Origin of the sequence: Coleofasciculus sp., assembly GCF_046565525.1 — a bacterium.
Classification (GTDB): domain Bacteria; phylum Cyanobacteriota; class Cyanobacteriia; order Cyanobacteriales; family Coleofasciculaceae; genus Coleofasciculus.
Genome location: NZ_JBKHUP010000038.1, coordinates 22409 through 38084 on the forward strand (window position 1 = coordinate 22409; position 15676 = coordinate 38084).

The following is a 15676-nucleotide window of genomic DNA, read 5'->3' on the forward strand; positions in this document are numbered from 1 at the left end:
TTCGTCATTTGTCAATTGTTATTTGGTTTGTAGGGGTGAAGCATTTGGGGGATTATCTTTTGCCAAACGCTACCAACCTTTCTTCCCAAATGCTTCACCCAACCCCCAGCACCAATGGTAAAACAGGTCTTAAATTTCCCCTACCGTCATCGGTGTCGGCATCGCTACTCTCGCTGTATAAATCTTCCCTATCCACGCTTGAGCATACATCCATAAACCGCGCACTAAACAAACAGTAGTGAGAGAGAAGAAAAAGCCAAACACAATATGAAAAAACATCAACACCCCATACCCCGCCGCTACTGAACCACCAAATAAAACTTGATCTTTGGTAGCAATTGGACTTGTCCCCGGATCAGTCACCATATAAAACGTAAACAGAACAAACGCCACACTGGTAATCGGCATTAACGCCGCCATAATTGGCGTACCAAAGATTAAACTTCTTAGCACGGCTTGAATCACAAACCCTCCCACCCAAGCGCCAATTAGGGGAAGGCGACGGGTGAATTTAGCATTCAGAAACGTACCCGAAATTACAATAATTCCCGGTAAAATCCAATCCGCCGCTCCATCTAAGTTTTCGGTGAATTGGTAGGGGGGAGCAATACCCACCCAGGGGAAGAGTAATAGGGTTAGGGTAATACCAAAATTAGAAGGGTTGAGGAAATGACGGCTACGGTTACCAATCGGGGCGTGAAAAATCGCTTTTGAACCAATCGCCACCGATGTCGCCAAGGCAATCGGGAAAAGTTGGTCATTAGCATAGAGTAACATAGCCACGGCTAACCCAGTAATATGGGCAGGGAGCAAGAAATCGATCAGATTTTGGACTCCGCCAGCAAAATGGAGGGGACGTTGGTTAACTTTGGCGTCAATTAGTTCTAGAATTAGTTCCGTACTGTAGGCGGTGAATAGAGCAATTAAAGGTTGCGCCCAGGATTGTTCAAAGCCTAAAACCGTATGTCCTAATAGGTTGAGGAAAGTAATCGCGATCGCGAAGCGGCGTAATCCGGCGAGACGGATTGATTTATACCAGTTAGTGTTTGAATTCATCACAATGATTGATGGTTCAGTTGAGTCAAATGCGTGGTCATGTAAATCCTGATTGAGTTTAGTGGGGTGCGTTATCGCTAACACACCTGGCTTTAATGTTAGTTATTTTGGTTGAATTTCTCCTCTTTACACAATACAATTAATTTTAATTTTTTGCTAGTAATTTCAAGCTTTATTCTGTTGTTTTAGGATATAAAATCTACCTAAAAATCCTAATGCCAGTAATCCCATAGCACCAGAAGGTTCAGGAACTGAAGTACTAGATCGAGATGGGCAAATACTACCTAAATTAGAAAGATCAGGAGGGGAGAGCGGAGGTGATGTTGATACATCTGATACATGATGACGAAGATCTCTAAAAGTAGCCACAGGAAGTCCGTCAAGATTATTAGCACAAACCAAAAAATCGGGACTGTTCGTTTCATAAGTTATCCCAATCGGTGGTAGTTGAGTCAGAGGTTTATCCGCAATAATCGGATTAGCATATTGTTTGTGGTTGGCAATTAAATTCCCAAAAGGAGTGGCAATTAATGTGTAGGGAACAAAAAAGCTACGTGCAGGAAATCCAGTGCTACCATCGGAAACTACCATTCCCAAAGAGGGTTGAAAGAATTCTGGAAACTCATCTTGAAGAGGTTTACCAGCTAGTAGACGAAATTGTCCATCGGGAGAAACAGCATTTAAAGAAGTAATTTGTAGATGAATTGTTTCTTGAAAAGTGCCGTTGAATCCATCTGGGATAGCGGGAAAATCGGAATCTTTAATCTGAGTTGGCAAACCAGAATCAGGTGATAGGTCAAAGTAGCCAATATCATCAACGCCTATACCACCATCAACAAAAGGAGAACTTCTGGCAACGACTTGTGAAGGATCTAAAAGGTTATTAACCTGAAATTTAGTTCCAGCTAATGGACCCACCAAAATCTCTAACTCTGCGTCAAATATACTCTCAAAATTATCGTCACCTATTCCGGGAAACGATTCTGCACTAGCAGACTCTACAACACCCAAAGTCGCGATCGCGCTCAACCCAACAACCCCCAAAACCGACGCCGTCTGACTGATACATCTTTTAGCCAACGTAGTCTTACTGACAAAATTCATCTATTTACTCCTTATTCTTGCAATCAATTGCTTAGTGAGTGCTATGTAGGCAGATTTACTAATTATTTTTGGTAAAATTTCCTACATAGCCCAGTGCTTTAAGGACTCAGGTGATGGACTTAAGACACATCTTTTTTGTTACGCTTTCTTGAAGATTGTTTCTTCAATAATGCACCAAAACCTAGAGCCGTGGCTGAACCAAGGATGGTAAGGGGTTCAGGGACGTTTTCTGCTGGTGACACGTCATGATGACCAGCTCCACTCGCATCATGTTCAATAACTACAATCTCGATCTTAGGATCACCATTTTCGTCGAGAACAGGATTACCATTATCATCAACAATTTCTTTGACCCCAGCAAAGAAATCCATTTGATCATCTGTGAGATCTGTGTGAACATTGGCAGCCTGATCTCCAACTTTACCCTCAACTTTTGGTCCGCCAGGAAAGATCGGACTCCAGACTCCAGAATTTGTCCCAAAGTTTGCAGGCAAGTTACAGTTGTCCCCTTGACAATCTACAGCCTCTTCTTCACCTGCGTTTTTGAATGTTGCCGTAAAATTGACTGTGAAATTTGATGTAAATGTTTTGTCCTCCTTGATAGTCAATGTCCCTATTGGCAACTCTTCGTTCTCATTGAGGTTAACAAAAATATCAAATCCATTTACAGGATTTTTACTTTTTAAGGATAGAGCTACTACTTTAATACCAGTATCACATGAACCATTATCATCAAAAATACAATCTTGTGTTCGTTCTACAATTGTATCGGCATTTCCTACTTTGTTTCCATTAAATTCTCCAATAGGATTGCCGACGAAATCAACTGAACCAAAACCAGGAAAATTAAAAGATGAACTATCTTTAGTCACCCAATAATCAGAACCTAAAACAACTGTTCCAGCTTCAGCAGACTCCACAACACCCAAAGTCGCGATCGCGCTCAACCCAACAACCCCAAAAACCGATGCAGTCTTACCAACAAAACTCATAAGTCAACACTCCAAATTCACACAACCAATACTTGACACTCCCAGACCTAAAATCTCGTATTCCTAGGCTCAGACAGCCATTTACAGGACTTACATTCTGATGTCGAGTCATCGCAAACTCATCCTTAGGCGTCACTTTCCGGGTGTCTTCCGGTAGCTAAATCATCAATACAATATCTGTATTTACTCTGTAACAGAACTGACATTTTATGCCAAAACCTCTGCGTCCCTCTGCGCCAACCTCTGCGAACCTCTGCGTTTAAAAAAAATCTGATATTGACTCATCACAAACTCATCCTTAAACGTTAACCCATTACTTCCGCCCAATCCCCCAACACAACCCGATGCCAACCCGGTGATAAAACCAACCGTTCCTCATGCACATCACCCTTACTATCTCGCCACTTCAACTCAACCGGAATTACTGTATTCTTAGCCACTTCACCCAACCCAAAATGCAACTCCGGACTCCGTACTCCAGAATGCCCATTACCCCCATCCACCTGCGCCACCAATTCCCGTCCATCGGGCAAATAAACCGTCGCTGCCGCACCAATCGCCGGAGAATTTCCCCCAATCATTCCCGGAATCTCTCGCACCAAATGCAACCCCAGAAACTCGCCTACTTTTTGACTCTGATTGCGATAGAAATAAGACTTATCCCATTGATTGGCAATAGCAAAATCCAAATCTCCATCCCCATCCACATCAGCCGTCGCAATTCCCCGCGTCACCTGAGGTTTATCCAGTCCCAAATCTGGGGCTAAATCATAATAACGACCATTGGCGGCTTGCACAAAAAACGGATTATGCTGATGACCACTTAAATCATCCCCAGCTTGCAACTGAAACCAACTACTCGGACGACTCAATAATTGGTCATTTCCCATCGCCAACTCCTGTAATTCGGGCCAGCGATTAACCTCACCTTTAGCAAAACCTGTCGCCTGAAGCGCCTCCAAATTCCCATCATTATCAAAATCGCCAAACTTGGTTTCCCAACCCCAACCACTACGAGATAAACCCAAGGGTTCACTGCTGTCAACGTAGGGAGCGATTCCTTGTTTCATCTTATCAGTATCGCCAGTACTTGTAAACAAAAAATGACTTTCTTCCAAGGCATATTCTGCGGCAATATTACTCACATAAATATCCAGCAAGCCATCTCCATTCACATCACCAAAATCGACACCCATCCCTTTAAAGCCATCACGCCCCAATACCTTAGAATTAGGTGTCGTCAAGCCTTTCTCCCCATCCAAAACCGCAAACTCCAACTGCCCCGGTTGAGAACGATTATGCAGCAAATGATCCGGACCAAAATCATTAGCAAAATAGAGTTCCGGTAACATATCCCCATCCAAATCCGCCGCACCAGCCCCTAACGTCCAACCGTGAGCAATAATTGGATCAAATACTCCCTCAACCTCTTCAAAATTCACCGTTGGCTGAGTTCCTACACTTGCCCCCACCCAACGCAAAATTCTATTTTTTCCCCCGTTATAAGCACGAGTCATCGAATGCTGCATCGCCTCCGTACCCGTACCATTCACATTCAGAATTTCTGCCCCATCCTGGAAATAATTACCAATAATCAGATCCTGATGTCCATCCCCATCTAAATCCGCAAACGTCGCCGCATTCGTGTACCACCGTTCACTTGTTGAAACGATCTCCCGTTGGACATAATTTCCTCTTTGTAACGACGTACCTTGGCTCAGAAACGCAATCGGCGTGCGTCCCCAATAATAAACCAGAACATCCATCACCCCATCTTCATTCAAATCCCCTGGTAAACACCCCATCGGTGCCATTGTCGAGGAATCGTAAGCTAAAGCAGGCTGCAATCCAAACGGTTCATACCGTTGAGATGTCCCCGGTACAGGAGCAACAATGGCTTGGTCAGTACGCGGATCAACATAACAACTATCATTCGATAAACCATCCCCATCCAAATCATTCAGCGCTACTGCTGCACCCACAGCCGAAATCCAGCCCGAATGACGTTCTAAACTGGGATGAACTGAGCGTATATATTTCCGGGGATATCCCGCTAATTCCGGTAATGGCGTAGTAGTGAAATTAAAATGAGATGCCAACACATTCCGCTCAGTTGCTGACAATGCGGGTAAGCGAGTCAAGCCAAATAATCCGATAATTATCGCAATTGCCACTAAACGTTTAGCGTGGCGTTTAATCAACTTGTTAAAAGTTCTCATAGTTGTATTCCACTGTTTTAAATTGAAACTCGCTTAAGTTTGTAGTAAGCGCTTTAGCGCTTCCAGAACCCATGGTGCGTTACGCTTCGCTAACACACCCTACGCACTACGAACTAAATTGAGCTTGAATGCGTCGCCGCCAGATTTCATACGCGGGTAACATATCCCCTGGCTTTCCTTTCAACTTGGCTGGAGAACTTTTTGGTAAATCTGGGAGTGCAATATCTGTAATCTCAGCCGCCGCCTCAGCCGATATCCCACATAAAATCTGACAAGCCATTTCCGTATGTGCGGTTAAATTCCTCGCTCGCAACCGAGTTTTAGCCGCAAACGCCGCGCCCTGAAGCAATTCCGGCTGATACTCTCCAGCCGCTATCTTTAACGCCGCAATCCCGTCACTGTCTACGCCGCCTGCATAAGTACAAGCTAAACCAATCCCACTCCACAAATCAGCGCGTCTAACTGGGGGAAAATTCTGAATAGTTTGGGGAATGCGAGTCACATTTGCCCCATTGACAAACCAAATACTGCGACCTAAGCCTTGGTCAAATACATTGCCAGCATACCCTGAGAGTTTTTTAGGAATGGCTATCCTGTTAACAAAATCTCGTCCGTAAAAATACCCTTGGTGAAAGCCGTACCCGTCAATGGCTAACCAACTCAGCAACGGGTCAAGTTTGGCTAAATAATTATCCCTCAACCAAGGTAATCGCGCGATCGCCCAGCCGACACCAACATGTACCATGTAGGTATGATCTGCCCCAGCCTCTCCGAGAAACTGTTCTACACGATTCCGTTTCCAGGGAATTAGTCCATCCAACAGCGCTAAACCCATCGCCGCCCCTTCAAACGCAAACCCGCGCCACTCAAGGGAAACAGTGTTGAGTTGGGCAAGAAGAAGGTTAGAGCAGTCGTATGCGATCGCGCCATGATAGCCTTGCAAAAAGATACGCCCCACTTTTTCTAACCGTTGCTGGGTTTGAGCATCGTTACATTGAAATCCACGACGAGCAAATGTCGCTTCCTCTGGGGAAATACTAAAGAGAGATTTGCGAAGAGAATTTAGTGAAGGAATTCTATTGGTTTTGGGTTTTGTTAAGGTTTGCAGCATAAAATATTCCTGAGTTCTGACGATGCAGTCTTTGGAGTTAATCACAGAGGTTAAGCGCCCCAATTTATCTGGATGGAGCGCATTTTTTCGATTACCCGTTACTTATCCTGCTTCGCTAGCCGCTTCTTAGTAAATCCCAGGATTGCCCCTAGTCCAAAGATGGACGCGATCGCGGTTCCAGGTTCTGGAACTGGATGAACGATGTGAGTTTCATTTAATTGACCAACCTGATAAACAATGCCATCTACTTCTGTAAAGAGTAATCCATCACCACAATAGGTAATTGCTGCATCGGGAAACAGATCAGCATGAGGGCATTCAATCTCTACAGCACCATTTTCTACCATGTCTGGAGAAACCCCCTTCAGCTGGCGATCGCCAACTATTGTCGTACTGCCGAAGAGAGACAAAGATCCCGCATCGATTGAAAAATCAACATCAAAGAAACTATCCGCCATGCCGTCCCCATCTAGATCTTGAATTTTCCCTGTTCCCGATGCTGAAAGGCTGATGTCTCCTAAAAAATTATCACTACCCGTTAAGGTATGATTGAGTACAGTTTTAATTATCCCATTTTCTCCTTCCTCTCGATCAACCACAACTGGACCAGAAAGCATTAGTGCATTATCGCCGACACGATGCCCTGTGAAATTCTCAGGAAAAATGTCTTGTTGCAGAATTTCCTCTAACAAGGGTACATCCAGCCACAAATCAATGAAAGCCCAGCTATTGGGGAAATAATCACGTCCCTCTGGACATTCATTAACCCAATTCACGCCATCTTTGCCTAAGCTACAATCAGCTGCTGCCTGCGCCGACTCTGGCACACCCACCAGCGCGATCGCACCTAACGTTGCAGCTCCAACTATCGGTGTCGCTTTGCCCAGAATCTGTCTTGACCATGAAGCAATTGCCACTTGATTCCTCCTTTTCTATGTATATGTAATTGGTAAAAATGCTTATTCAGAATTGTTCTCGTCTTGACTGAATAACCACAGGGTCAATTTAAAGATAGATTCAAGAAAAAGCAATCGTCTTTACATAATCTTTATAAAGTTACATTCCGTTTACATTTATGGATGTAAACGCCTATTAACTGTAAAAGTTGCATAATGTAACGTTACACCCGAATGATTTGATAAAAGTCAACCTATTTTTCGTATAAAAATCAATAAATGTAAACTTATTTAAAGGGATCGCCAAAAAGCCTGACCACAACTTATGCTTGATTGTTTGGGCTTCACAGTGAGAGGTGAGCGATTCATAAGGTAAAGTAACTGAACAGTCTAAGGCAATCTTTATACTCAGCTTTACTCAATCTTCATATTCCGCCATGCTGGACTAAGGATTTTGCCACAAATCTACATTCATCAAGCCATTCCCACATTCCCCAACGCTCCAAATATTGAGAATGATTCTGAAAATCCCTCTGCCTTGGTTGCAACTCACCTATAAAAAGATGCGATTCTTCGTCGCACTCATGGGAATTGGCTTCGCCGTGATGCTGATGTTTCTGCAACTTGGACTCCGGGATGCCCTTTTTGACAGTGCGGTGCGCCTGCATCGGAGTTTAGAGGCTGACATTATCCTGCTGAGTCCCCTTTCCACAGCATCCATTGCCATGGAAAGCTTTTCCCAACGCCACTTATATAAAGCCTTAGGATATGCTGGCGTCGAATCAGTTAGTTCTGTCTATGTTGATTTTGCCGTCTGGAAAAACTTAAAAGCTCGTCGCGCTCGTCTCATCTTTGTCATTGGCATCAATCCCACGGATCAGGTGTTAAATTTGCCTGGAGTGCAACAAAATATTAATCAAATTAAACGAGAAGACGTTGCCTTATTCGATCAAGCCTCTCGACCAGAATTTGGACCCATTGCACAGGAATTCAATCAGGGAGAAACCGTCATTGCTGAAGTCAGGGGTCATCGCCTGAAAATTGGCGGGTTATTCCAACTTGGCACCTCCTTTGGCACCGACGGCAACTTAATTATGAGTGACTACACCTTCTTACGAGTTTTTAATAATCGCGTTGATGGATTAATTGATATTGGCTTAATCAAGCTCAATCCTAAGGCAAATCCCAACCGTGTCTTAAACCAATTGAAGCGCAGTTTAAGTGATGGCGTTAAAGTTTTCTCCAAGCAAGAGTATATTGAATTTGAAAAAAACTATTGGAATACCAGTACAGCCATTGGGTTTATTTTCGATCTGGGTGCAGTCGTCGGATTTACCGTTGGCACAGTCATTGTCTACCAAATCCTTTATGCGGATGTCTCAGATCACCTTTCGGAATACGCCACACTAAAAGCGATCGGTTATACCCACAACTATTTATTAAAGGTAGTTTTTCAAGAAGCTTTGATTTTAGCCAGTTTTGGTTATATTCCAGGTCTTGCTATTTCTTTAGGTCTCTATAGTCTAGTCAAAAGTGCGACACTTTTACCGATTGCGATGAACCTGAGCCGTGCTGCATTTGTTCTTGGCTTAACCACATTAATGTGTGTAATTTCTGGGGCAATTGCGATGCAGAAACTGCGAGACGCTGATCCGGTTAATAGTTTCTAGTATAAACAATCTACTTCAAACCAAAACCAGCGAGACTCAGACTCAATCCAATTTAGCTGAGGTATGAGAATGTCTGGTCGGTTCTGATCAACGATAAAAATAGCACACAATTTCTCTTTGAACTAAGAATGCTTGACTGGATGAATCGTACTTTTATTTTTTATCTCTGGCAAGACCTATTTAGAAAAAAATAAGAAACTCAACAAAAATAAATATTTTCAATTTACTTACATTATTTTGGTCTGAGTTAAATTTTGCAGCACATAACACACATTTAAGTCAAAATTATTAAATATTTCTTTATATAAAAATCAATCAAAGTAAATTTATTTAAACCCTAATTTTTCACTTTAAAACCTGGTACAATTCACCAGGGGAAAATAATAATTGCTCTGTGCGGTTATTATCCCCAAATGAAGCTAATTAAATGGAGATTGTCATGGTACTCGGTATAGGTGGCTTATTGCCCAGTATCGGTGTGGAGATTCCGTGCAGTTGCTACGCGACCAACGTCCCCTTGGAGGTTAACGTCCTCGGACTCGTTACGCTGAACTTCAAAGGAGGGATCACGGTGCGAGTAGAGGGGAACCTCCGTGAAGGTCTCGGCGGTGTCCGGCTCAGGGTGATCGGTCACGAGGTCTCGGCTGATAGTGATGTTCTCGGTACAGTTACCATCAGTCAGGCTGATATTGACGTGACGCCGCTCAGCCTGCTTCAACTCACCAAGACTCTGCCGCCGACTTTCCGGCAGGCGATGTTTCTGGATTTCACTGTAACCATCGAGAAGCCACCGGGTGGCGGTCCGCCCTTGGTGTTATCGACCACGAAGACAGCCCAGCTACTCAACGACAACTTGAAACAGTTTCCACCGCAGGGTGACGTTTATCGGCTGCAAGAACCTGTTGAACTCGCGCCTGTAGGCGCGCCAGATCAAGTGGTCGCCAAGCTCCTGCAGTTCCCCGTCACGGTGACGCACAACCCCTAACTGGCTAAATCTAAATCACCTTTGTAGGTTGGGTTCTAGGAACGAAACCCAAAGCTATCGTTAGCCTGTTGGGTAACGCTATCGCTCTACCCAACCTAATGAGTTCAGACCCAAATAACACATCACCGGAACAGGAAAAGGCTCCAGAGCAAACTCCAACCGTTGACCCAAAGGATTTAGCGATGAAACCCGGTTATATTGCCGATCGCGACGCCCAGGAAACTGTAAACAATCCAGCCGTAGCACCGCAAATGCTCAATGATCCCAGTGACGATCGGGGAGATTTAAGACGGGATTGACCTTGGGGTATTTTTGTGCTGATGCGATCGCAAAAACTGGGCAAGGGGAATCCGCGATCGCATCAGCATCTCCTTGCCCAACCCCCTTAAATCGGGTTCGCCACCGATGGCTCTAAATCCACTTGAGAATCACCCATGGGTTGATACCCATTCTCTGGGAGAGGGCGTCGTTCCTCAATCAAGCGAATCGTACCACTCACCTTTTCCGGGAAAATCACCACCAAACCACCGGACGCCACTCCGTCTAACGCGGTGTTAATCGCCTCGGTTTCATCAAGAATAATTTCATAATTGCTATCCTGATTTTGCGCCAAAATTCCCTTGCGAATCAACTCCGCCGCGTCACCACTAGGACGTCCCCGTCGATCCGCATCTTCTTTAATAATGATCCGGTCGAAAATTTGTGCTGAGAGTCGTCCTAAGTTAATGAAATCCTCATCCCGGCGATCGCCAGGTCCACCGACGACGCCAACCCGTTCCCCAGACCAATTGCGGACAAAGCCGCCCACAGCTTCATAACTAGCGGCATTATGGGCATAATCCACCAAGGCATGATAATCACCCAGGTTAAATAAATTCATCCGTCCCGGTGTCTGAGCCACAGACGCCCGGAATGTGGTTAAAGCGTCACGAATTGCCTCAATAGGAACACCTTGAGCAAAAGCGGCGAGACTAGCGGCTAAAGCATTAGCAATTTGAAACGGTGCCATTCCTCTCATCGTTACAGGCATATTTTCCGCCTTCTCAATCCGCAGCGTCCATTCACCTCGGATTAATGACAGATAGCCATTTTCATACACAGCCGCCAAACCCCCCTGCCTGGTGTGAGCTTGCACCACCTCGTTGTCGGGATTCATGGAGAAAAATGCCAGATGCCCTTTGACGCGCTGTGCCATCGCTGTAACCAGGGGATCTTCGGCATTTAGAATGGCATAGCCAGATGGACTCACGGATTCAGCCACCACACTCTTGAGATGCGCCATCTGGTCGAGGGTATCAATGTCACCAATTCCCAAATGATCCGCCGAGACATTTAACACAACGCCCACATCACAAGCATCAAAGGCTAAACCCGATCGCAGAATCCCGCCTCGTGCTGTTTCCAATACCGCCACCTCAACCGTCGGATCTTTGAGAATCACTTGAGCGCTTTGGGGTCCGGTGGTGTCTCCTTTTTCCACCAGATGATCGCCAATGTAGATCCCATCGGTGGTGGTATACCCCACAACATGACCTGTTTGCTTATAGATATGGGCAAGCAAGCGAGTGGTTGTGGTTTTACCATTCGTCCCTGTAACCGCCAGAATGGGAACGCGACTCTGTTGTCCGGGCGGAAACAGCATATCCATCACCGGAGCGGCGACATTGCGCGGTAAGCCTTGAGAGGGACAAACATGCATTCGGAATCCCGGTGCTGCATTCACTTCCACAACCACGCCGTCAATGTCCCGTAGGGGTTTGGCAATATCGGGCGTAACAATATCAATCCCGGCAATATCCAGACCAATAATTTTAGCCACACGCTCAGCTAACCAAATGTTTTCGGGGTGGATATCGTCCGTGCAGTCTATGGCAATACCCCCCGTACTCAGATTAGCCGTTGCCCGTAAATAACAAACCTCATCTTCTTTGAGGACTGTATCTAAACTGTAACCCTGACGTTCTAGTACACTCAAACTCGTATGATCGACGACAATTTTCGTCAGGACGTTATCATGTCCATCTCCCCGATTGGGATCGCGGTTCGTCTGTTCAATCAGTTCTTCAACCGTAGACTTACCATCCCCAATTACCCGTGCTGGAATCCGCTGGGCGACGGCTTCAACTTTCCCGTTAATCACCAAGACGCGGTGGTCAAAGCCGGGATAATAGCGCTCGACAATCACTGCACGGGAGATATCCTTGGCGCGGTCATAGGCTTTTTCCGTTTCGTCCCAGGTGCGAATGTCAATCGTAATCCCACGCCCATGATTACCATCTAGGGGTTTAATCACAATCGGATAGCCCCCCAACTCTTCTATCGCGCCCTCTAATTCGTCTAAATAACACACCGTTGTGCCTCGGGGAACCGGAACACCCGCATCGAACAAAATCTTCTTCGTCCCTTCTTTATCACAGGCTAATTCCACCCCTAAAATTCCGGAGTAATTACTCAAGGTGGCTTGTATTCGCTTCTGATGCACCCCGTAGCCAAGCTGAATCATGGCTCTGGCACTTAAGGGAAGCCAGGGGATGCCTCTGGCGTCGGCTTCTTTGACCAGGGCTTCTGTACTCGGTCCTAATGCCGCATCGCGAGCGAGTTCGGTGAGGTCTTTTATGTCTTGGTTTAACTCACCTTGGGGATAGGTTCCGGTATCGATAATACTTTGACACAAGCGCACGGCTGCTCTGGCTGCATAGCGACCGGCCTGTTCATCAATGTACTCAAAGACGACTTGATAAATTCCGGCTGTCCCGGTTTCCCGCGTCCGACCAAACCCGACGCGCATTCCCGCTAATTCCTGAAGTTCGAGCGCCAGATGTTCGATAATATGCCCCATCATCGTGCCTTCCCTGACCCGACTTAAGAACCCACCTCGAACACCTGGAGAACAGAAATGCCCTTCCAGGCTCGGTAGCGCCTGCACCAGTCCCTTGTAGAATCCCGGAAGTACATTGGAGGGTTTATCAATGAGTTCCTCCAAATCAAGACGCATGACAATGAGTTTTTGGCGTCGAATGCTCCAGTAATTGGGACCGCGTAACGTCTGGATTTTTAGAATTCTCATAGTGATGAAATCGGGGATGGTTCACAACGTCGGCAAGGAAACACAAACTAGCAACTGTGCAAAATCTATTTTAGGAATTTCTGTAACATTACGTGACATTCTCCTACGCTGAATCTCGCCTATTAAGGCGTAGGCGTCCAAGTATCGCTACTTACATTTTCTCGTCAACATTTTTCGCGGTTCTCAGAAGTCCTCCACGTAGTAGGGGGGGAATCGTTTACTCTTGCCCAGACGGGATTTACCCGCTTTGAGTGGATGGGAAATCTTATCTAGTTTCCGACTGTTCAAAGGGATCAAACTGTTCATCATGAACATTTTGCTGGGACGATTGGCGATTTCAGCCTGCTTGGGAGCCGTTGGATTGAGTCTTAGGGGTTGACTGGCATTAATGCCCGTTTATAGACATGATAGCGATCGCCATGACAAAAAATATGCACCCGGAGGTTATGCAGACTAATGGGTTCGGTGCTGTCAATATCCACCTGATTGGTGTGAGACACTTCTGTGGGATCAATAATCGTCACCGTACCTTTGCCCATGACCTGTAACCAACCATCTCGCTCGAAGATAATACAAGTATCTTCATCGATCCCAATCCCTAAGCGATCCGGGTGCATGGCGATCGCACTCATCAAGCGGGCGATGCGATTTCGATTCAGAAAATGCTGATCGACGATCACTTCAGGAATAATCCCTAAACCCGTTGCCATATCGACTAAGGAGCGATTCGGCGACTCACCACTCCCACCGCCTGCGATCATGTGATGACCCATTACCGCCGCACCTGCACTGGTTCCTGCCAAGGTAATCTCCCCTAAATGTACCCGTTGACGGACTTTTTCCATTAAAGGGGTATCGGAGAGCAAACCGCACAAGCGCAGTTGATCCCCACCAGTCATGAATACACCCGTACAGGTTTCCACATACTCTTGTAGCTCAGCATCCGAACCTTGAGCGCGATCGCGCACATCAAGGACTTTAATTTCCTTTGCCCCCATATCCTCAAAGATCCGCTGATAGCGCTCGCCAATAAGCGCTGGTTCTCGCGACGCGGATGGAATAATCGCAATTCTCGCCTCACCTGAACCCGATCGACGAAAAAAGGTTTGCAGGATCTCCCGTCCATGAACTTTGTCTTCCGCACCACCAATAACAATGATTGCGGTTTTTGTCGATTGAGGCATTTTCGTCACTTGGAATTGAGAGTCTAACTGCAGCATACTGTCGAGTTCGAGCATAAGGTGAGTTCAATATTTGAGTATCGCGCTAGGGCTAGGACTGTCTACTTTATTATGATTTTGACCCTAGCTCAACTACTGATTTAGGTTGTTCTTGGTAAGCTTCACCACAACTAAACACCATCGCGCTTGGCTTTCATCAGATGCACTCTACAGCCGCCTAAATGCGGTGACTCGATGGAAATCGTTAATTGTTTAGCCACGGAAGAACGCTTACTCACGGCACTCAGCCGTGCGGAGGAAGTCTGGCGTTTCCCAGTCATCATGGCAAATTATACCAATAATTACTTATACTATGATATAAGATTGACCCTTTTTGTCTTGAGAACGACCCAATCCTTGTGCGTTTTGATGTTGTAACACTGTTTCCTGATTTCTTTTCCTCTCCCCTAGCGTCAGGACTGCTGGGTAAGGCATTGACCAAACAAATCGCCCAAGTGCACCTGGTCAATCCTCGTGATTTTGCCACGGATAAACACCGACGGGTTGACGATGAACCTTATGGGGGTGGCGTGGGGATGTTAATGAAACCCGAACCGATTTTTGCGGCTGTGGAGTCGTTGCCCATATTACCTCGGCGAGAGGTAATTCTGATGACGCCCCAGGGACAACCCCTGAATCAGCCACTGTTGGTGGATTTGGCGACAGGTTATGACCAGATTGTGATCATCTGTGGGCATTATGAGGGTGTCGATGAACGAGTTTTACATTTAGTAACGAAAGAGGTGTCCTTAGGGGATTTTGTCTTAACCTGCGGTGAAATTCCCGCACTCGCCCTGATTAATGGGGTGGTGAGATTACGCCCCGGAACCGTGGGGAAGGTGGAATCCCTCAAATCAGAAAGTTTTGAAGCCGGATTATTGGATTATCCTCAGTGGACACGCCCTGCTGAATTTCGCGGTTGGCAAGTCCCAGAGATTTTATTATCGGGCAATCATCAGGCAATTGACCAGTGGCGCAAAGACCAACAGATTCACAGAACCCGGGAACGTCGCCCTGATTTATACGACAAATGGGTTAAGCAGACTGAGAATCTACCGAGTTCTCATCCAACAAGGGATAGAGACACAGGGGAAGCCCGGTTGTAGGGGTGGGTTTTACCAATAACCTTTTGTCGATATCAGATAACTTGACTAAACCCGCCCTTCTCTGGGAACAAGGGAAGATAAGGTGGGAAAGACAATTCTTCTATGAATGACACTTAGGAAAAGGGCGGGTTTACTTACCGGGGAAGTTTTTTGCACTAGATAATAGTAAAACCCGCCCCTACTAACCCAATTATTGACAGACGAGTTTTTTTGCCGCGTCTCTACTTTCAGATGTGTCACAATGAAACTC

At 45.9% G+C, this 15676-nt stretch carries 13 protein-coding genes; 4 read left to right on the forward strand and 9 right to left on the reverse strand.

Going from position 1 to position 15676, the window contains the following annotated elements; all coding sequences use genetic code 11:
- Positions 1–129 precede the first annotated feature (129 nt).
- From ACLGGO_RS15245 to ACLGGO_RS15270, 6 genes are all read right to left on the reverse strand, one after another.
- Positions 130–1056 (reverse strand): enediyne biosynthesis protein UnbU, encoded by a 927-nt coding sequence (locus ACLGGO_RS15245; RefSeq protein ID WP_446419959.1) that lies wholly within the window; start codon positions 1054–1056, stop codon positions 130–132.
- A gap of 165 nt (positions 1057–1221) precedes the next feature.
- On the reverse strand, positions 1222–2160 hold the full coding sequence (locus ACLGGO_RS15250) for a hypothetical protein (RefSeq protein ID WP_446419931.1): 939 nt from the start codon (positions 2158–2160) through the stop codon (positions 1222–1224).
- A gap of 119 nt (positions 2161–2279) precedes the next feature.
- Positions 2280–3152, reverse strand: a complete 873-nt coding sequence (locus tag ACLGGO_RS15255; RefSeq protein WP_446419932.1) for a PEP-CTERM sorting domain-containing protein — start codon at positions 3150–3152, stop codon at positions 2280–2282.
- A gap of 305 nt (positions 3153–3457) precedes the next feature.
- Positions 3458–5371: a CRTAC1 family protein gene (locus ACLGGO_RS15260; RefSeq protein WP_446419933.1), complete on the reverse strand. Its 1914-nt coding sequence runs from the start codon at positions 5369–5371 to the stop codon at positions 3458–3460.
- Positions 5372–5477: 106 nt separating this feature from the next.
- Positions 5478–6482, reverse strand: coding sequence for a DUF1702 family protein (locus ACLGGO_RS15265; protein ID WP_446419934.1), 1005 nt, complete (start codon positions 6480–6482; stop codon positions 5478–5480).
- A 98-nt stretch (positions 6483–6580) separates the two neighbouring features.
- Positions 6581–7399 (reverse strand): hypothetical protein, encoded by an 819-nt coding sequence (locus ACLGGO_RS15270; protein ID WP_446419935.1) that lies wholly within the window; start codon positions 7397–7399, stop codon positions 6581–6583.
- 494 nt (positions 7400–7893) lie between these two features.
- On the opposite strand from ACLGGO_RS15270, the gene devC reads away from it, so the two are divergent.
- From devC to ACLGGO_RS15285, 3 genes are all read left to right on the forward strand, one after another.
- Positions 7894–9048 (forward strand): ABC transporter permease DevC, encoded by a 1155-nt coding sequence (devC, locus tag ACLGGO_RS15275; RefSeq protein ID WP_446419936.1) that lies wholly within the window; start codon positions 7894–7896, stop codon positions 9046–9048.
- A 427-nt stretch (positions 9049–9475) separates the two neighbouring features.
- Positions 9476–10033 carry a hypothetical protein gene (locus tag ACLGGO_RS15280; RefSeq protein WP_446419937.1) on the forward strand — a complete coding sequence of 186 codons (558 nt, stop codon included), beginning with the start codon at positions 9476–9478 and terminating at the stop codon, positions 10031–10033.
- Between the two features lie 98 nt (positions 10034–10131).
- Entirely contained in the window at positions 10132–10332 is a 201-nt protein-coding gene (locus ACLGGO_RS15285) for a hypothetical protein (RefSeq protein ID WP_446419938.1), read from the forward strand.
- Between the two features lie 86 nt (positions 10333–10418).
- On the opposite strand, the gene cphA is transcribed toward ACLGGO_RS15285, so the two are convergent.
- The 3 genes from cphA to ACLGGO_RS15300 all read right to left on the reverse strand — a co-directional run bounded on the left by cphA (position 10419) and on the right by ACLGGO_RS15300 (position 14604).
- Complete coding sequence (gene cphA / locus ACLGGO_RS15290; protein ID WP_446419939.1) at positions 10419–13100, reverse strand: cyanophycin synthetase; 2682 nt, start codon at positions 13098–13100, stop codon at positions 10419–10421.
- A gap of 368 nt (positions 13101–13468) precedes the next feature.
- A complete protein-coding gene (locus ACLGGO_RS15295) occupies positions 13469–14320 on the reverse strand; it encodes a cyanophycinase (RefSeq protein ID WP_446419960.1) in 852 nt (283 codons plus the stop codon).
- Positions 14321–14451: 131 nt separating this feature from the next.
- Entirely contained in the window at positions 14452–14604 is a 153-nt protein-coding gene (locus ACLGGO_RS15300; RefSeq protein ID WP_446419940.1) for a hypothetical protein, read from the reverse strand.
- 75 nt (positions 14605–14679) lie between these two features.
- Here ACLGGO_RS15300 and trmD point away from each other — a divergent pair, with 75 nt between their 5' ends.
- Positions 14680–15426, forward strand: coding sequence for a tRNA (guanosine(37)-N1)-methyltransferase TrmD (gene trmD / locus ACLGGO_RS15305; protein ID WP_446419941.1), 747 nt, complete (start codon positions 14680–14682; stop codon positions 15424–15426).
- Positions 15427–15676: the final 250 nt, after the last annotated feature.

What these genes read in the sequence shown, in the direction of transcription:
- ACLGGO_RS15300 (WP_446419940.1), bottom strand. Translation starts at nt 14,604, where the DNA reads ATGATGACTGGGAAACGCCAGACTTCCTCCGCACGGCTGAGTGCCGTG.
- ACLGGO_RS15255 (WP_446419932.1), bottom strand. Translation starts at nt 3,152, where the DNA reads ATGAGTTTTGTTGGTAAGACTGCATCGGTTTTTGGGGTTGTTGGGTTG.
- devC (WP_446419936.1), top strand. Translation starts at nt 7,894, where the DNA reads ATGATTCTGAAAATCCCTCTGCCTTGGTTGCAACTCACCTATAAAAAG.
- ACLGGO_RS15260 (WP_446419933.1), bottom strand. Translation starts at nt 5,371, where the DNA reads ATGAGAACTTTTAACAAGTTGATTAAACGCCACGCTAAACGTTTAGTG.
- ACLGGO_RS15245 (WP_446419959.1), bottom strand. Translation starts at nt 1,056, where the DNA reads ATGAATTCAAACACTAACTGGTATAAATCAATCCGTCTCGCCGGATTA.
- ACLGGO_RS15250 (WP_446419931.1), bottom strand. Translation starts at nt 2,160, where the DNA reads ATGAATTTTGTCAGTAAGACTACGTTGGCTAAAAGATGTATCAGTCAG.
- ACLGGO_RS15265 (WP_446419934.1), bottom strand. Translation starts at nt 6,482, where the DNA reads ATGCTGCAAACCTTAACAAAACCCAAAACCAATAGAATTCCTTCACTA.
- ACLGGO_RS15285 (WP_446419938.1), top strand. Translation starts at nt 10,132, where the DNA reads ATGAGTTCAGACCCAAATAACACATCACCGGAACAGGAAAAGGCTCCA.
- ACLGGO_RS15295 (WP_446419960.1), bottom strand. Translation starts at nt 14,320, where the DNA reads ATGCTGCAGTTAGACTCTCAATTCCAAGTGACGAAAATGCCTCAATCG.
- ACLGGO_RS15280 (WP_446419937.1), top strand. Translation starts at nt 9,476, where the DNA reads ATGGAGATTGTCATGGTACTCGGTATAGGTGGCTTATTGCCCAGTATC.
- cphA (WP_446419939.1), bottom strand. Translation starts at nt 13,100, where the DNA reads ATGAGAATTCTAAAAATCCAGACGTTACGCGGTCCCAATTACTGGAGC.